Here is a 17627-nt window from a genome sequence, read left to right on the forward strand (position 1 = left end):
GCAGATAAAACATCATCCCCCCCTATTAGACACATGACATCCCCTGTCCAGGCAAGATTATCAATACCTTAGCAATATTCAATGGCACATACAATGCCACAGCCAAAGTAACCTAAAAAACAATGTTGAGTGCTAATACAAGAATAGTAGGTGGGCTTTTCCTATTGCTCCTTTTTTGCCAAGGGCTATGTTATGCCCAGATCACCATGCCCAAGGTATTTGGTGACAATATGGTGTTACAAAGGGATATTAAAATTCCCGTTTGGGGAAGTTCAGATCCAGGATCCAATATAATAGCGGAACTGGGAGGAATACGTGTGACCACAAATGCCAATAAAGATGGAAATGAATTGATCGGTTTTGCTGTCGCAGGACATGATAGGCAATCCCAATGGGCTAAGGCTAAGATTGAAGGAAATGAAGTGGTGGCTTATTCTGATAAAGTGGTCAACTCAGAAGCGATACGCTATGCCTGGGTCGACAATCCTAATATGTAATCTGGTAAATTCAGAAGGCCTCCCAGCTGTACCGTTTAGAACTGATGATTGGAAGGGCAATACTCAGAAATAGACACTACTTCTACCTTGTACAATGTGAGATCAACATAAAACCTGACAGGTTTCAATCCTTGAGCATCAAACGAACAAAGTAGGATTAATGTAAACATGAAAGCAAACAATAAACTCAATAACTAAAACAAACTAGAATGAAAAAGATGAAATTGATTAGGATACTAACTTTTTTTCTGGGAATAATGGCACTTTTCTCTTGTGGAGAAGAGGGTGTGATAGACCCTGTACTTGACGTTTCCGTGAATAAGATGGATTTTGATGAAGAAGGGGGGGACAAAGAGTTCACCATATCAGGTAACAGTGATTGGAGCATCAGCAATCAGGCCACATTATGGTTACAATTGAGCCAGACAGCTGGAAGTGGCGGCAGTACTTCTATTCAGATAACAGCTACTCCCAATGCCACTGGTCTGACTAGGTCGACTATATTAAATATCACCTCGCCAAACGGACAGGCCCGAAGGATAACAATCTCACAGATTTCCACACTATATCCATCCTACAATACTTCCCCACTGCCTCCCGATGCAACGGGAATGGGCAGCACCGCAGTGCAACTGGCAGCGAAAATGGAAAAGGGAATAAATTTTGGGAATACCATGGAATCCCCAGTCGAAGGTGAGTGGCAGAGTAGTAAACTTACCGAATCCTATGTGAAATTTGTAAAACAAATAGGGTTCAATGCTGTACGGCTTCCTACTAACTGGGTTTGGACTCATTTAAGCGATCCAGATAGAATGAAAATTGACCCAGCATGGCTTGCCAGAGTGAAAGAAGTAGTTGGATGGTGTGTGGCCAATGATGTGTATGTAGTACTGAATACCCACGGTGATAATGGCTGGCTTGAGTACAATGTCAATGCGGCAAACCAAGAGGTGATTAATCAGAAGCTAAAGGCATTATGGCAGCAGATTGCTACAGAAATGCGTGACTTTGACGAACACCTTATTTTTGCAGGTATGAATGAACCTTTGGTTGATACTCCTGAGCAGATGGCCATACTTAATGGTTTTAACGAAACATTCATCAAGGCGGTTCGCTCCACGGGTGGAAGGAACAGTTACCGTGTACTGGTTGTTCAGGGACCTAGCACTGACCCTATTAAAACTGCTACTATGATGACAGAACTTCCAAAAGACGAGATTCCCAATAAGTTGATGGTTGAGGTGCATGACTACACGCCTGCTACATTTACGTTATTGAATAATGGAGATGCAACTTGGGGAACCGCGGTTTACTACTGGGGATCTGGAAATCATTCTACTATTGAGCCAAACCGCAACGCCCCCGCTGGTCAAGAAGAGAGTCTGATCGATGCTGAATTCAAAGGGGTAAAAGAGAATTTTGTTGATAAAGGTATCCCTGTAATATTGGGTGAATATGCATCATGGAGGAGGACTGCCGCTACCAACGCCAATTTTCTTCCTATGGATCTGGCAAAGCATAATCAGTCTGTGGAGTACTGGGCAAAATATGTGACTAAACAGGCTAAAGCAAATGGTATTATACCATTCTGGTGGGAGATAGGTTTTATGTTGGACAGATCTAATAATGTGGTAAAGGACCAGCGTATGTATGATGCCATTCTTGAAGGATATAATCAATAATTTAGAGTCCATTATAGCATAAGGTTATTTTCCTTCCCTGAGATTGATCAAGTTTTCACCAGTCTGGGGAAGGGCTAACTCCTTTGCTACAGTAGCTTAAAGAATAATTAGTCAAAAGAAATTAACCCTTAACGGATATTCGTTTTTTGGGTAAAATAAAAAAAAGAATGTTTAGGAAAAAAGTATTGTTTATTACAGCCTTTGCCATCTCCTTTTTGGGATGTAAAAAAGATGTAGAACCTCAGTCTACTTTGGATAAATCGGAAGTTGTTAATGAAAATCTGGAAGAAAAATTCGCAAATGTTTCGCCGAAACTTACCTCCGATAATGCGAGCCCTTTACTGGATTTTATATTTACGGCCGACCCAACAGCTGTGGAATACGAAGGGAGAATCTATGTGTATGCCACGAATGATCACCAACAGTATGAGCATGTAGGAAAGGATGGGAAAAATGGATACGGGCATATCCGTACACTGGTCATGATGTCTTCCGATGATATGGTCAACTGGACTTATCATGGCCTCATAAATACGGCCGATCTGGCTCCATGGACCCAGAATTCATGGGCACCTTCCATTACATCCAGACTGGAAGCAGATGGTAAGACACACTTCTATTTGTATTACTCCAATAGCGGTATTGGCACTGCTGTGCTTACTTCTACCTCTCCAGTTGGTCCGTGGAGTGACCCATTAGGAAAGAACATAGTCGACCGTTCTGTCCCCGGTGTGGATGTTGAAGCTCCATTCGATCCTGGTGTTCTTATTGACGACCAAGGTGCCGGATGGCTGACTTTTGGAGGCGGAACGCCCAAAACGGACTATATGCCAGATAATGCCAGAATCGTCAAATTGGGGGCAGATATGATCAGTTTGGCCAGCGATGTAGCCAAGATACCAGCCCCTTATTTTTTTGAAGCCAGCGAACTTAATTTTATCAATGGAACCTATGTTTATACCTATAACACGAATTGGACTGACCGCACCGAATGGCCTTATGGCCATATTGATATCCCAACCAAATGCAATATGTCTTATATGACAAGCAAAACACCGTTAGATCCGGATAGTTGGGAGTATCGTGATAATTACTTCAAGAATACTGGAGAAGATAACGTGGGACCTTGGACAAACAATCATACGCATCTGTTCAAGTTTAAAGAGAAATATTATATTGCTTACCATGCCATGTATTTGCAGGATTATTTCGACACTAAAGGTGGTTTTCGAAATGTGGGTATCGAAGAAATGCAAGTGGATGAAGAGCATGTGAATATTCTCATGGGCAAAGCAACTTTTGAAGGTCCGTCACAACTTAACCCATTAAATCCGTTCGATCTTCAGCAGGCAGAAACCACTGCAGGTACTTCGGGGCAAGTCCAGTTCGAAGCTGTTGGCAAACCTGGCAACATGGTTGCCAAAGGAAAAGCGGATAAACAATGTCTTATGGTGCGAGGAGCCGATTTTAGCAAACAGATCCCTGCCAAATTCGAAGCCAGGGTGAAGGGAAAAGGTAAAATTGATGTTTATGTGAATAATCTTAAAGGTGCTCCACTTGTTTCCCTTATATGTGATGGGAAGGAATGGGCTACGCTCTCGGAGAAAATAGAACGGACAATAGATAAAGGAGTAGGGAATATCTATTTTGTATTTAATGGAGAGGACCTTCTGTTTGACGAATGGAAATTCATCAATTAATCTGCTGTTGGTCTTGTAACCAATAGTACTTGTTTATTCCTATGCTTTCTTGTTGATGATAACAACAAGGAAGAAAAGAGAATAAAGCTTTTTTGAGTTCAGATGATTCAGAATTTGAAACAAAAAGGTAAAATAATATTTAAAATAAAATTTAGAATGTATTTGTACTATCCCATGAAAAAACAAATTAGTCTCATTTTTGTCTTCTTTATTTTGCTTGTCCAGGCTGTTGCTTTGGCGCAAGCCCAAAACCCATTGATTTTTGCCGATGTGCCTGATATGTCTATGATCAGGGTTGGTAAAAATTACTATATGAGCAGTACCACAATGCACATGAACCCGGGGGTACCCATTATGAAATCTACGGATCTTGTCAATTGGGAGATAATCAACTATGCCTATGATACTCTGGCAGATATACCGGAGCTAAACCTGACAGAAGGGAAAAGCACATACGGCAAGGGTTCATGGGCCAGCAGTCTGTGCTTCCATAAGGGAATGTATTATGTCACCACTTTTGCCCAAACCACAGGAGAAACCTATATCTTTAAAACGAAAGATATAGAAAAAGGCAATTGGGAAAGAATTTCTTTTAAACCGGCATACCATGACTCTTTCCTGTTTTTTGATGATGACGGCAAAGCCTATTTGATCCATGATGCACATACACTCAAAATCGTTGAGTTAAATGATGATCTGACGGGAGTTAAACAAGACGTTCCTGAGAAAGTCTTCATCGAAAACGCCAGTGCACCAGCAGGCGAAACAATGAGCCTTGGAGCTGAAGGATCTCAGTTGTTTAAAGTAGATGGGAAATATTATCTGTTTAATATTTGCGCACCACGCGGTGAAACGCGAACAGTAATCATACATAGGGCAGATAATATCAACGGTCCCTGGGAAGGGAAGGTAGCCTTACAGGATAGGGGGATTGCCCAAGGGGGATTGATAGACACTCCCGATGGACGTTGGTTCTCCTATCTTTTCCGCGATTATGCTGCTGTTGGGCGCGTTCCTTATCTCGTACCTGTCAAGTGGGAAGACGGTTGGCCTGTATTGGGGGAAAACGGCAAAGCCCCGGAAACATTAGACCTGCCAGCCGGCAAAGGTTTGATCCCGAATTTGGTTGGTTCTGATGAATTCAAGAGAAAAAAAGGACAGCGAGCACTTCCTTTAGTATGGCAATGGAACCATAACCCCGATAATGCGCTGTGGTCTGTAACTGAAAGAAAAGGGTTTTTGCGCCTCAAAACAGGAAGGATCGACACTGATTTTCTTCAGGCCAGAAACACGTTGACACAACGCACTATTGGTCCAACCAGCTCAGCTTCTGTTGCCTTGGATGTTTCCAAAATGAAGGATGGTGATTTCGCAGGATTATGTGCCTTTCAAAAAAGATACGGACAGGTTGGGGTAAAGGTCGAAAATGGTCAAAAGTCTATAGTAATGATCACTACCGATAATGATGAGCCTGTCGAAGTAAAGCGAATCTCATTGGATCAAGACCAGATTTACTTCAGGATCGATTGCGATTTTACAGGCATGAACGATGAAGCTAAGAACCTTTACGCCCTTAATGGGAAGGATGAAGCTAGTTTCTTTTACAGTCTTGATGGAAAAGTTTGGAATCCTATTGGAAACACATTGAAAATGACCTATGACATCCCACATTTTATGGGGTATCGTTTTGGCTTGTTTAATTATGCGACAAAAGAAATAGGCGGTTATGCTGACTTTGATTGGTTTAGAATTAAATATTAATATGGGTATCCGCAATGTTGCATGTTGGGTAAGAAGAGGCTTTATAGGTTGCGGATACTAGTCAACAGACAACAGCGCATAGTCAACAGAACCTAAAATATTTCATCCAATAATCTATTGTTTGGCTACGTGCAAGAAAGCGGATAGTCATAAATATTAATAACTAAAATGAAACGAGCATGAATTTTTTTAATCAAAAATTTCACATAAGGAATGATTAAAATAAGTTCATGGGAGTTCCTGCCTGCAGAAGGGCAGTACGGCCCGCAGGCCTGAATGTATTTCCCGAGAGATCGGGAAATACATTCAGAAACTAAAAAAAATTAAACAGATGAAACATACCTATAAACTTATAGCGACACTTATAGCTATCTTAAATTATTCCATTGGAAAAGCCCAAAATCCTATTGTGCAAACCAATTATACGGCTGATCCGGCACCAATGGTACATAATGGTACCGTATTTCTTTACACATCACATGATGAAGATGATGCCAATGCCGATGGCAAGGGTTTTAAAATGCTCAATTGGTTGCTTTATACATCAACAGACATGGTCAATTGGACAGATCATGGAATAGTTGCATCTCTTAAAGATTTTAGTTGGGCTAATCAGGATAATGGTGCTTGGGCAGTTCAGTGTATTGAACGAAATGGTAAATTTTATTTATACTGTCCCTTGCATGGCGGAGGGATAGGAGTTTTGGTTTCAGATAGTCCTTATGGCCCATTCAAAGACCCTATTGGCGAGAAGCTTATCAATTATCATCCTTGGAACGATATCGATCCTACGCTATTTATAGATGAGGATGGTCAGGCGTATTTGTATTGGGGAAATCCCGGCTTGTTTTATGTAAAACTGAATGAGGATATGATATCCTATTCGGGTGAAGTTCAACAAATACCCAATACAATAGAATCTTTTGGTAAACGCGAAGGAGAAAAAAATGACATAAGACCTACCACTTATGAGGAAGGACCCTGGTTGTATAAACGCAATAGTCTGTATTATTTGTTTTTTGGTGCAGGGCCCATACCGGAGCATATTGGTTATTCAACCAGTAAAAGTATAACAGGCCCTTGGAAATATCAAGGTGTCGTGATGCCTACACAAGGAGGTTCTTTTACGAATCATCCCGGTATAATTGATTTTAAGGGAAAGAGCTATTTTTTCTATCACAATAGTGCATTGCCCGGAGGTGGTGGTTTTACTCGTTCAGTTTGTGTAGAAGAAGCCAAGTTTAATAAAGATGGTTCGATTGTGCAAATGAATATGACAGAAGGGATTAAAAAGAGTTTAAGTCCATTAAATCCTTATGTCAAGACTGAAGCTGAAACCATTGCTTGGTCTGAAGGAGTGAAGTCAATGAACGATAATGTGGTTGGTAATTTTATTACGGCAAAATACAATGACGCTTTTATCAAAGTTAAAGAGGTGGATTTCCGTAAAAAAGGCGCTTCGAAATTCACGGCAAGAATTGGCACAACGCACAACGGAAATATTTCAATGGAAATACGATTGGACACTAAAGACGGTGAGTTAATAGGAACCGTAAATGTACCAATGACGGAAGACAATGACCAATGGGCATTGCAGACAATTGATGTAAAAAAAGTTTCAGGAATTCACGATTTGTATTTTGTTTTTAAGGGAGAAGCCGATACCGACCTCCTGTATTTTGATTATTGGAAATTCTTAAAATAATTTATGTATATCCGCAATGACACTAGTAGCCAAATTCAAAATTCAACCCCTGAGGGGGTTGAATTTATCGCACTTATCGGGATAGTGCCTCAAGTCCTGAAAATACTTGACATTTTTCTTATTGTTTTTCTTTTCAATATTCTTAAAAGCCTCTTCGTCCAAGTAAAGAGACCTCTCCTGCCGTCGAGGTGACCTAGTCGTTGAAAGCACACTTTTGTCTAGACACTTGGTTCTTGTATCCTTGTCACGTCCTGAAAATAGTTGACACTTTTTGTAATCACAATCGTCATTTGAACTCGACCCTAAATATATCGCCGAACTTGTCTTCTGTCAGGAAGAGGCATACTTGTCCGCCTCAGGTGGATATCTATCTATATCGCTAAGCTTATATCGCTCTTGACATATATGTCTTGCATTTCGCTTCTTGACTCTTGCTTTTTATTGTTATGTCTCCTCCGCCACGTCGGACAAGTCATCTGACGTCTCAAATCTTCCAATAAAACATCAAAACCCCTTATTAGACACATGACATACCCTGTCCAGGCAAGATTATCAATACCTTAGCAATATTCAATGGCACGTATAATGCCACAGCCAAAATAACCTAAAAAACAATGTTGAGTGCGAATACAAGAATAGCAGGAGGGCTTTTCATATTGCTCCTCTTTTGCCAAGGGCTATGTTATGCCCAGATCACCATGCCCAAGGTATTTGGTGACAATATGGTTTTACAAAGGGATATTAAAATTCCCGTTTGGGGAAGTTCAGATCCAGGATCCAATATAATAGCGGAACTGGGAGGAATACGTGTGACAACAAAGGCCAATAAAGAGGGGAAATGGATGGTTCGGTTTCCAAAATTTGAAGCAGGTGGTCCCTATATACTCAAAGTTTATGAAAAAGGAAAATCAGAAGAAAGTGTTACGTTACACGGAGTCCTCATTGGCGATGTTTGGCTGGCATCCGGGCAGTCCAATATGGAATGGCAGGTACAGCAGTCTGCGGACGCAGAAAACGAAATAGTAAATGCTGATTTTTCCAATATTCGCTTCCTTTCAGTAGCACATAATAAGAAATTGATACCGCAGGAGGATATTTCTTCAGGTGAATGGCAGCTATGTGACAGTACCTATGTAAAAGAGTTTTCTGCAGTTGCTTATTTTTTTGCACGAAAGATACAGCAGGATCAAAACGTACCGGTAGGTATCATCCAGAGTACCTGGGGAGGAACACCCGTTGAATCCTGGACAAGCCGGGAAATGTTGCTTTCCTCACCCATTTCCAGACAAGCCGTATTAGCCAACAGCACACTCAGGGATCCCGAAGACTTTATTCAAGACAGCCTGAACGTATTGCGCTTTTGGGATATCGTATTGAACCCACAGAATAAGACAGACAAGATCGTTTCTGCACCAGATTATGATGATTCCGACTGGGCTGGTATTGAGATGCCAAGGATGATTAAGGATTTTGGTATTGGGTCTTACGAAGGACTGGTCTGGTTGCGTAAAAAGGTGTCGTTACCGGAAAGCTTTGAGGGCAAAGATCTGATAGTGAATGTTGGGTATCCAGAGATGAATTATTCCTTGTATTTCAACGGAGAGGAAATTTGTAAAGCTGTTTGGAACTCTAATCCAACCCATCATTACACCATTCCTGCCCATCTCGTAAAAAGGGGCGAGAATGTCGTGTCTATCCGGTTGGCAGCGATATGGAACGGTGGAGGCATCTACCCCCCCGCTGACAATCTCTATATTTCGGACGGCTCTTCACAGGTATCATTGGCTGGAAGCTGGTTGTATCATAAAGACCTTGAACCTGCACTTCCCAAGACAATGGATTATCATTACAGGCCATCACTCCTGTTCAATGCCATGATCAATCCACTCATTCCCTATGGGATCAAAGGCTTTATTTGGTATCAGGGAGAAGCGAATGCTTCGGAAGCATATCACTACAGAAAGCTTTTTCCCATGCTGATCACGGATTGGAGGAAACGCTGGAATCAGGGCAAACTTCCCTTTTTGTATGTACAATTGGCAAATTTCAGAAAGACACAAGATCTTCCGTCGGAAAGTGACTGGGCAGAGCTGAGGGAAGCCCAGACCATGACTTTGACACAGCCCAATACAGGAATGGCTTGTATCATCGATATCGGGGAGGCGGATGATATTCACCCAAAAAACAAACAGGAAGTTGGAAGGAGATTGGCCCTCATTGCCAATAAGTTGGTATATAAACAAAAAGACTGCATCGCATCCGGGCCGGTATACAAAAGTTCCAAAACAGAAGGAAATCAAATCCGCATCAGCTTTGACCATATCGGTACTGGGCTTTTGGCCAATGACGGAAATGAATTGACCGGTTTTGCTGTCGCAGGACATGACAGGCAATTCCATTGGGCTAAGGCAAAGATTGAAGGAAACGAAGTGGTGGTGTATTCTGATCTTGTGAAAAATCCCCAGGTAGTACGCTATGCTTGGGCTAACAACCCTATGTGTAACCTGGTAAATTCAGAAGGTCTTCCAGCTGTTCCCTTTAGAACTGATGATTGGAAGGGCATTACTCAGAAATAGAATCTATGGTTAATCTTATTTTGTTAAGTGTAAACCTTCCAGGTTTAGAAGAGCAGATTCCTGAAAATTGAAGCTTGGAGTGCATAAAACCTGGAAGGTTTTGGCTCTTTTCGGTAATATGACAAAGTAGGATTAATGTAAACATGAAAGCAAACAATAAACTCAATAACTAAAATAAACTAGAATGAAGAAATTAAAATTGACCAGTGTACTGGCTGTTTTTTTGGGAATAATGTTACTTGTCTCTTGTGGAGAAGAACTGATGAAAGATCCTATACTCGATGTTTCTGTGAGTAAAGTGGATTTTGATGAGGAGGGAGGGATCATGGAGATCACCATTTCAAGTAATGATGATTGGAGTATTAGTCATCAGGCTCAAGCATGGCTACAATTGAGTCAATCAAAAGGAAGCAGTGGTAGTGCCTCAATAGAGCTCACAGTTTCTCCAAATGCTACAGGTCTTACCCGAACTGCCATTTTGAATATCACATCACCCAATGGGCAGGCTAGGAGGATTAATGTATCGCAGATTTCGACCATATATCCATCATACAATACTTCTCCACTACCTCCCGATGCAACGGGGATGAGCAGCAACGCAGTGGAGCTTGCCGCCAAAATGGGATTGGGTTGGAACCTAGGGAATACCTTAGAAGCCATTATCAATGGAGTAGGGGATGAGACTTTTTGGGGAAATCCCAAAACCACCAAAGAATATATTGATTTTGTAAAAGCTACTGGCTTCAATACCATCCGCCTTCCAGTAGCCTGGGATGTGTACCTGTCTAATGAGGAGACTGCCAAGATTGACCCTCAATGGTTAGACAGGGTAAAAGAAGTGGTGCAATATTGTATAGATAACGACATGTATGTGCTGCTCAATATCCATTGGGATGGTGGCTGGCTGGAAAGTAACTGTACACCTGCTAAGAAAGATGAGGTGAATGCCAAGCAAAAAGCTTATTGGCAGCAGATTGCCACGCACTTCCGGGACTATGACGAACACCTCATGTTTGCCAGTGCCAATGAACCAGAAGTCCATAATGCTGTAGAGATGGAGGTCTTACTTTCCTATCACCAGACCTTTGTCAATGCGGTACGGTCTACTGGTGGAAGAAACAGCTATAGGGTGCTTGTTGTTCAGGGCCCTGGTACCAATATTGAAAGGACCTATGAGCTGATGCATACCTTGCCTACAGACGAAATAGAAGGCCGCATGATGGCGGAGGTTCATTATTACACGCCTTCCCAATTCTGCATTTTGTTTGAGGATGTCAGCTGGGGCAGTATGGCTTACTACTGGGGACAAGGGAATAATTCTACTTTAGAGCCAGATCGTAACTCCACTTATGGCGATGAGGCAGAAGCTGCCAAATCTTTCGCACTGTCAAAAAAGCAATTTGTAGACAAAGGAATACCAGTACTATTGGGGGAATATGGTGCCTACCGACGTCATAAGAGTGCAAATGTGCCAATGGATCTCGAATTGCACCATAAATCCGTGGATGATTGGACCTATTATATCACATCCTTAGCGATTCAAAATGGCATGATCCCTTTTTGGTGGGATACAGGTGCAGCTCTGGATCGGAGCAACTATACCGTAAAAGATCAGCGTACCATCGCCAAACTTTTGGAAGCATTACAGGATAATTAGACCTATCATATTTCAATTAATTAAGATTTTATGTTGTATAGAAAAATTACTTGGCTTGTCTGTATACTATTTTTACAGACAAGCATACTCATAGGGCAGACCACTTTCAAAAACCCTGTTATCACTGGCATGAATCCCGATCCAAGTATTTGCAGGGTTGGGGATGATTTCTATTTGGTGACTTCCACTTTTGAATACTTTCCAGGATTGCCCATTTATCATAGTAAAGACCTGGTCAACTGGAAGCTGGTAGGCCATGCACTTTCCCGACAAAGCAATAACCCATTGATGGGTGCATCTTCTTCAGGAGGGAACTTTGCCCCGGCTATTCGCTACCATGATGGGACATTTTACATTTCATGTACCAACTATGGAGGTAAGGGATCTGAAGGGGTGTTTTATGTGACCGCTACTGATCCTGCAGGTGACTGGTCTGATCCGGTATGGGTTGGCAACTGGTTTGTAGATCCATCCATGATGTTTGCCAATGACAGCCTGTACTGGATTAGCCCCAATAACAAGGGTGATTTCTCAGTTGGCACTTTTGATCCTAATGCAAAAAAATTCGTCGAGCCCTTACAATTGGTTGCTTCAGGTTTGGGTGGAGCATCGCCTGAAGCGCCACATATGTATAAGATCAACGACTACTACTACCTGATCTCTGCGGAAGGTGGCACAGGTTATGAGCACCGCTCGGTCATACAGCGAAGCACATCACCCTATGGACCTTTTGAACCTAGTCCTTATAACCCGGTGATTTCCAATATGGATAATCCTGAAAGCCCATTTCAGGCAATTGGCCATTCTGATTTTGTACAGCTACAGGATGGCAGCTGGTGGTTGGTATGTCTTGGAATCAGACCGATAGAAGGTAATTACCACCACTTGGGGAGGGAAACATTTCTTGCGCCGATTACCTGGACTCCTGATGGTTGGCCGATTGCTGGCGACAGAGGAGTGATGCTGGAAGAATTTCCGGTGCCTAACCTTCCTGAACATATTTGGGAAAAGGAATCTGTTAGGGATGATTTTGATAGTTCGGACTTACGTCTATTGTGGAATTTCCTAAGAAACCCTCATGATACTGACTGGTCACTAACGGAAAACCTTGGCTATTTGAGGCTCAATGGCTCAAAAATCAGTTTCAGGGAAAAAGATTCCCCTGCTTTTGTTGCCCGTAGACAGACAGCATTTAATATGGCAGCTTCTACCAAAGTCAACTTCACTCCGGTAGCTCCCAATGAAGAAGCTGGTTTGGTTATCAGAGGAAATGATGAAAACCATTTGAGTTTGGTCATCACGATGAGAGATGGGAAAAGGGTAGCCATGTATAGAGAATTCCTAAAAGGGGATGAGAAAGATACAGAAGTGATGGAGATTTCAGAAGGGGATATTACCCTACGGATAACTGCCTCAGAATCGCAATATGAATTTTGGGTGCAGGAAGAAGGGAAGCCTGCGGTGTCTTTGGGTACATCACCAACAAAGGTATTGTCAACTGAAGTATTGAATGGTTTCACTGGTGTCTATATAGGGATGTACGCTTCAGGCAATGGCAGTGCCAATACTAATCCTGCAGATTTCGATTGGTTTGATTTTGAAGAGGATCTGGCAATGCCATACAAGTGGATTTCTGGTGTAGAGGAATCGGTGGATCATGGGAATTCTTCCGGTAATTAATATACCAAATGAATAGAATTTTCTTACATATAATCTCTATCGTGTTTATATGCCGCATCCCAAAATCAAAATACGAAAGCTTATGCCGATTTTGATCAGTTTGTGTATAGACCTAGCAATTTAAATTAAAAGTGTAATCTCTTTCCATTGAATAGATTAGATTATCTAAATTACTTATTGATGATAAAAAAGAATTTTGTATTACTTATACTGTTGTTAATGGTAGGCAAGCTTCATGCTCAAAGTAAGACAATAGACTTATGGAAAGGGCAAGTACCTGGAGCCATTATCTATTCAAGTTATCAGCAATCAGTTGATTCTGCGGATAATTGGGTCAAAATGCGTTTTGTTACTGACCCCACACTGGTGATGTATCAGGCACCTGCCGAAAAGGCAAACGGCACGGCAGTGATAATTTGCCCAGGAGGAGGGTATTGGGGGTTGGCAGTTTCACATGAAGGAGAGCAGGTTGCCCAATGGCTAAATTCTCTGGGAGTGACGGCTTTTGTATTGAACTACCGTTTACCAAACGATTCCATTATGGTTGACAAATCCATCGCACCTTTGCAGGACGGTCAGGAAGCCATTCGGACGGTCAGACGACGTGCCACAGAATGGGGGATTGATCCTTACAAAATTGGAATCATGGGATTTTCTGCCGGTGGCCATCTAGCTTCCTCTGTTTCTACGCATTATAATGAAGAGGTTTACGATTTAGTTGATAACACCAGTGCCCGTCCTGATTTTTCATTGCTGATTTATCCTGTAATATCTATGGATGAGCATATTACACATGCCGGGTCCAAATCTAATTTGTTAGGAGAAAATCCATCCCCAGAACAGGTCAATCGCTTTTCAAACGAGCTTCAGGTGAGCAGTGATACGCCACCAGCGTTTTTAGTCCATTCCATGGATGATGGGGCAGTACCTGTACAAAACAGCATTGGCTATGCACTGGCTCTGGAGAAGCATCAAGTACGCAGTGAACTCCATATCTACCAATCCGGAGGACATGGATATGGCATGGGACGGTCGAAAAACACAGAATCTTCCTGGCCGGAAGCCTGTAGTAAATGGCTTGAATCCAGTGGTTTTCTATCAGTGGAAAGTGAAATAATTAAATCAGTATCGGAATATCAAAAATAGGATGGCTATAATATCCCTCTAAAGTTTAATGATTGAACTTCTAATGAAAATAAGATGATTATGAACATGATAAGAATTTTTCTGTTTTTTATTTGCTTCCAGACAGTTTTTCCGGTAAGTGCACAGTATCAAACTAAGGTCAATAAAAAGGGTGCTGCTTTTTATACCAACCCAATCTTTGGAGGAGACTACCCGGACCCGAGCATATTGCGTGATGGTGACGACTACTATATTGTGCACTCATCTTTCGAGTATTATCCAGGCCTGCTGATCTGGCATTCCAAAGACTTGGTCAACTGGTCTCCGGTAACCAATGCCCTGCATCAATATTTAGGTTCTGTCTGGGCACCTGATCTGGCCAAACACAACGGTAAGTATTACATCTATTTTCCGGCTAACAACACGAATTACGTGATTTGGGCCGATTCGATCAATGGTCCGTGGAGCGAGCCCATAGATCTTAAAATAGGGCATATTGACCCAGGGCATGCGGTTGATGAAAATGGGAAGAGATACCTGTTTTTTAGCAGCGGTGGATTTGTACCGTTATCTGATGACGGGCTTTCCGTATCCGGAGAATTTAAAAGCTCATACCAGGGATGGCCCATACCACGGGAGTGGTCGATCGAGTGTTTTTGCATGGAAGGTCCCAAGCTGGTAAAACGCGGCGACTATTATTACCTGACAGTTGCCCAGGGAGGAACGGCCGGGCCCGCAACAGGCCATATGATCATTTCTGCCCGGTCTAAATCGCTTTTTGGCCCTTGGGAGAATGCGCCCCATAACCCGATAGTAAGGACAACCGACAGCTCTGAAAGGTGGTGGTCGAAAGGGCACGGAACCATAATAGATGATCCCGAGGGAAACTGGTGGATGGTCTACCATGCTTATGAGAACGGGTATTTAAACTTGGGGCGTCAGACCTTGCTCCTGCCTGTCGAATGGACAGAAGACGGCTGGTACAGGGTACCCAAAGGAATTGCCGATACCGAACCCGTGAAAAAAGAAGGGTTGGTTACCTCGGATAAGAATACTACTTTCAGTGATAATTTTGAAGGAGCCAACCTGAAGCCCCAATGGAAATTTTTTGGCGGATATGATACTAACAGGTACCATTTGGAGGATAACAGTTTGGTCCTTGAAGCAAAAGGAAATGCTATTGCCGATTGCTCACCCCTATTATATACACCCACGGACCACTCGTACACGGCAGAAGTGGAGCTCCTTATAGAAGGAGAAGCAAAAGGAGGATTGGTGATTTTTTATAATGAAAGGGCGTATTCTGGGATCCTGGCAGACCATGAAAATATCCTGGCAAATATTAAAGGCTGGCAATTTGAAACTGAAAAGAATGTAATTGAAAATCGTGTATTCCTTCGCCTAAAGAATGTCAACAATACTGTCGATATGTATTACAGCAAAGATGGCGACAACTGGACCAAAATCCAAAACTCACTGGAAATCTCAGGTTTCCATCACAATGCTTTTGGCGGGTTTTTGGGAGTTCGTATCGGGCTTTGCTCAATGGGAAAGGGAAGTGTAAAATTTAAGAATTTTGTTTACAAACCAATAAATCAAAAATAGACATGAGAATTATAATGTTTGCTGTTTGGCTTTTTTTCTGTCAATCATTGTTGGCACAGGAAAACTTTCCGTCTCCAATTAGAGAAGGGAATGAGCCCATTGCTCCAGGAAAGTTCGAACCTACCTGGGAATCGCTCCAGCAATATGAGACCCCTGAATGGTTTCGTAATGCCAAATTCGGTATCTGGGCACACTGGGGTCCCCAATGTGAGCCAGAGGCTGGTGACTGGTATGGCCGGAATATGTATATTGAGGGGACTCACCAATACAAAGTACACCTCGAAAAATACGGACATCCCTCTGAGTTTGGATTCAAAGACGTGATCAATGAATGGAAAGCCGACAAATGGGATCCGGAAAAACTTATCGAGTTGTATAAGAAAACCGGTGCGCAATATTTCTTTGCCATGGCCAATCACCATGATAACCTGGACTTATGGGATAGCAAGTACCAAAAATGGAATTCGGTAAACGTGGGCCCCAAAAAGGACATCATAGCTGGCTGGGCGGAAGCGGCCAAAAAGCAAAATTTACCTTTTGGGCTAAGTGTGCACTCTACCCATGCTTGGACTTGGTATGAAAGTTCCCGCAGAACAGATACTACCGGTGTCAAAGCGGGTGTCCCCTATGACGGTCACCTTACCAAAGAGGATGGAAAAGGAAAATGGTGGGAAGGTTTGGATCCACAGGAACTTTATGTCCAGAACCATGAACATAGTGAGGGCTGGCAGAATCTATACTTCCCTGAAGGTCAATGGTACTGGGGAAATGGTGCCAGTATCCCAGATCAGGTGTATAGTGAGAATTTTTACAATCGTACTATGGATCTGATTAATAAATACGATCCAGATCTGTTGTACTTTGATGATACTGTACTTCCCTTGTATCCTATAAGTGATGCAGGATTGAATATAGCTGCCCATTACTATAACCGTAATATGGCCAATAACAATGGCCAACTCGAAGCAGTGATGTTTGGTAAAATTTTGTCTGATGAACAAAAACAATGTATGGTTTGGGATGTGGAAAGGGGAGCGCCTGACAAGTTGCAAGATTTGCCATGGCAGACATGCACCTGTATAGGTGACTGGCATTACAACAGAGCTGTTTATGAACAGAACCGTTACAAATCAGCGGCAAGCGTCATTCGTACATTGGTAGATATTGTCAGCAAAAACGGGAATTTATTGCTAAGTGTACCAGTTCGCGGGGATGGGACCATAGATGATAAAGAAATCGCAATATTGGAAGGTGTTGGTTCTTGGATGGAAGTCAATCAAGAAAGTATTTTTGATACACGTCCCTGGGATATCTATGGGGAGGGTCCTGCTGTAGAATCTATCAACCCTCTTGATAATGCAGGATTTAATGAAGGCAAAGTGGTTCTGTCTGAAAAAGATATCCGCTTCAACCAGAAAGATAATGTGCTTTATGCAACGACTCTTGGTGCTCCTACCGAAGACATCAGCATAAAGTCACTGGGGAAAAACCCAAAGTTAGGCAAAATCAAAAAGATTGAAATGCTGGGTAGTAATGAAAAACTTTCATGGAAGCAAACTTCGGATGCATTGGTAATTAAGAAGCCAAAGACGCTTCCAAATGATATTGCGGTGGTGTTCAAGGTAATAAGATAATCCAA

The 17627-nt window shown here is 42.2% G+C and carries 11 protein-coding genes; all 11 read left to right on the forward strand.

Translation table 11 applies throughout. The features are described 5' to 3' along the window. Positions 1–122 precede the first annotated feature (122 nt). Positions 123–497 carry a hypothetical protein gene (locus ACFSKL_RS07780; RefSeq protein ID WP_376885057.1) on the forward strand — a complete coding sequence of 125 codons (375 nt, stop codon included), beginning with the start codon at positions 123–125 and terminating at the stop codon, positions 495–497. A 209-nt stretch (positions 498–706) separates the two neighbouring features. Continuing rightward, complete coding sequence (locus tag ACFSKL_RS07785; protein ID WP_376885059.1) at positions 707–2179, forward strand: cellulase family glycosylhydrolase; 1473 nt, start codon at positions 707–709, stop codon at positions 2177–2179. 167 nt (positions 2180–2346) lie between these two features. After that, on the forward strand, positions 2347–3879 hold the full coding sequence (locus ACFSKL_RS07790; RefSeq protein WP_376885061.1) for a glycoside hydrolase family 43 protein: 1533 nt from the start codon (positions 2347–2349) through the stop codon (positions 3877–3879). Positions 3880–4053: 174 nt separating this feature from the next. After that, the gene (locus tag ACFSKL_RS07795; RefSeq protein WP_376885064.1) at positions 4054–5640 is read left to right on the forward strand and encodes a glycoside hydrolase family 43 protein; all 1587 of its coding nucleotides are present in this window, start codon (positions 4054–4056) and stop codon (positions 5638–5640) included. Between the two features lie 331 nt (positions 5641–5971). Then, the gene (locus ACFSKL_RS07800; RefSeq protein ID WP_376885066.1) at positions 5972–7345 is read left to right on the forward strand and encodes a glycoside hydrolase family 43 protein; all 1374 of its coding nucleotides are present in this window, start codon (positions 5972–5974) and stop codon (positions 7343–7345) included. Between the two features lie 614 nt (positions 7346–7959). Continuing rightward, complete coding sequence (locus tag ACFSKL_RS07805) at positions 7960–9921, forward strand: sialate O-acetylesterase (protein ID WP_376885067.1); 1962 nt, start codon at positions 7960–7962, stop codon at positions 9919–9921. 184 nt (positions 9922–10105) lie between these two features. Continuing rightward, positions 10106–11578: a cellulase family glycosylhydrolase gene (locus ACFSKL_RS07810; RefSeq protein ID WP_376885068.1), complete on the forward strand. Its 1473-nt coding sequence runs from the start codon at positions 10106–10108 to the stop codon at positions 11576–11578. Between the two features lie 30 nt (positions 11579–11608). Then, positions 11609–13258, forward strand: a complete 1650-nt coding sequence (locus ACFSKL_RS07815; RefSeq protein WP_376885071.1) for a glycoside hydrolase family 43 protein — start codon at positions 11609–11611, stop codon at positions 13256–13258. Between the two features lie 180 nt (positions 13259–13438). Further along, positions 13439–14404 (forward strand): alpha/beta hydrolase, encoded by a 966-nt coding sequence (locus tag ACFSKL_RS07820; RefSeq protein WP_376885073.1) that lies wholly within the window; start codon positions 13439–13441, stop codon positions 14402–14404. Between the two features lie 60 nt (positions 14405–14464). Then, positions 14465–15988 (forward strand): family 43 glycosylhydrolase, encoded by a 1524-nt coding sequence (locus ACFSKL_RS07825; protein ID WP_376885075.1) that lies wholly within the window; start codon positions 14465–14467, stop codon positions 15986–15988. Between the two features lie 2 nt (positions 15989–15990). Then, entirely contained in the window at positions 15991–17622 is a 1632-nt protein-coding gene (locus tag ACFSKL_RS07830; RefSeq protein WP_376885077.1) for an alpha-L-fucosidase, read from the forward strand. Positions 17623–17627 lie beyond the last annotated feature (5 nt).

This window comes from Belliella marina (genome assembly GCF_042682445.1).
GTDB classification, from domain to species: Bacteria; Bacteroidota; Bacteroidia; order Cytophagales; family Cyclobacteriaceae; genus Belliella; species Belliella marina.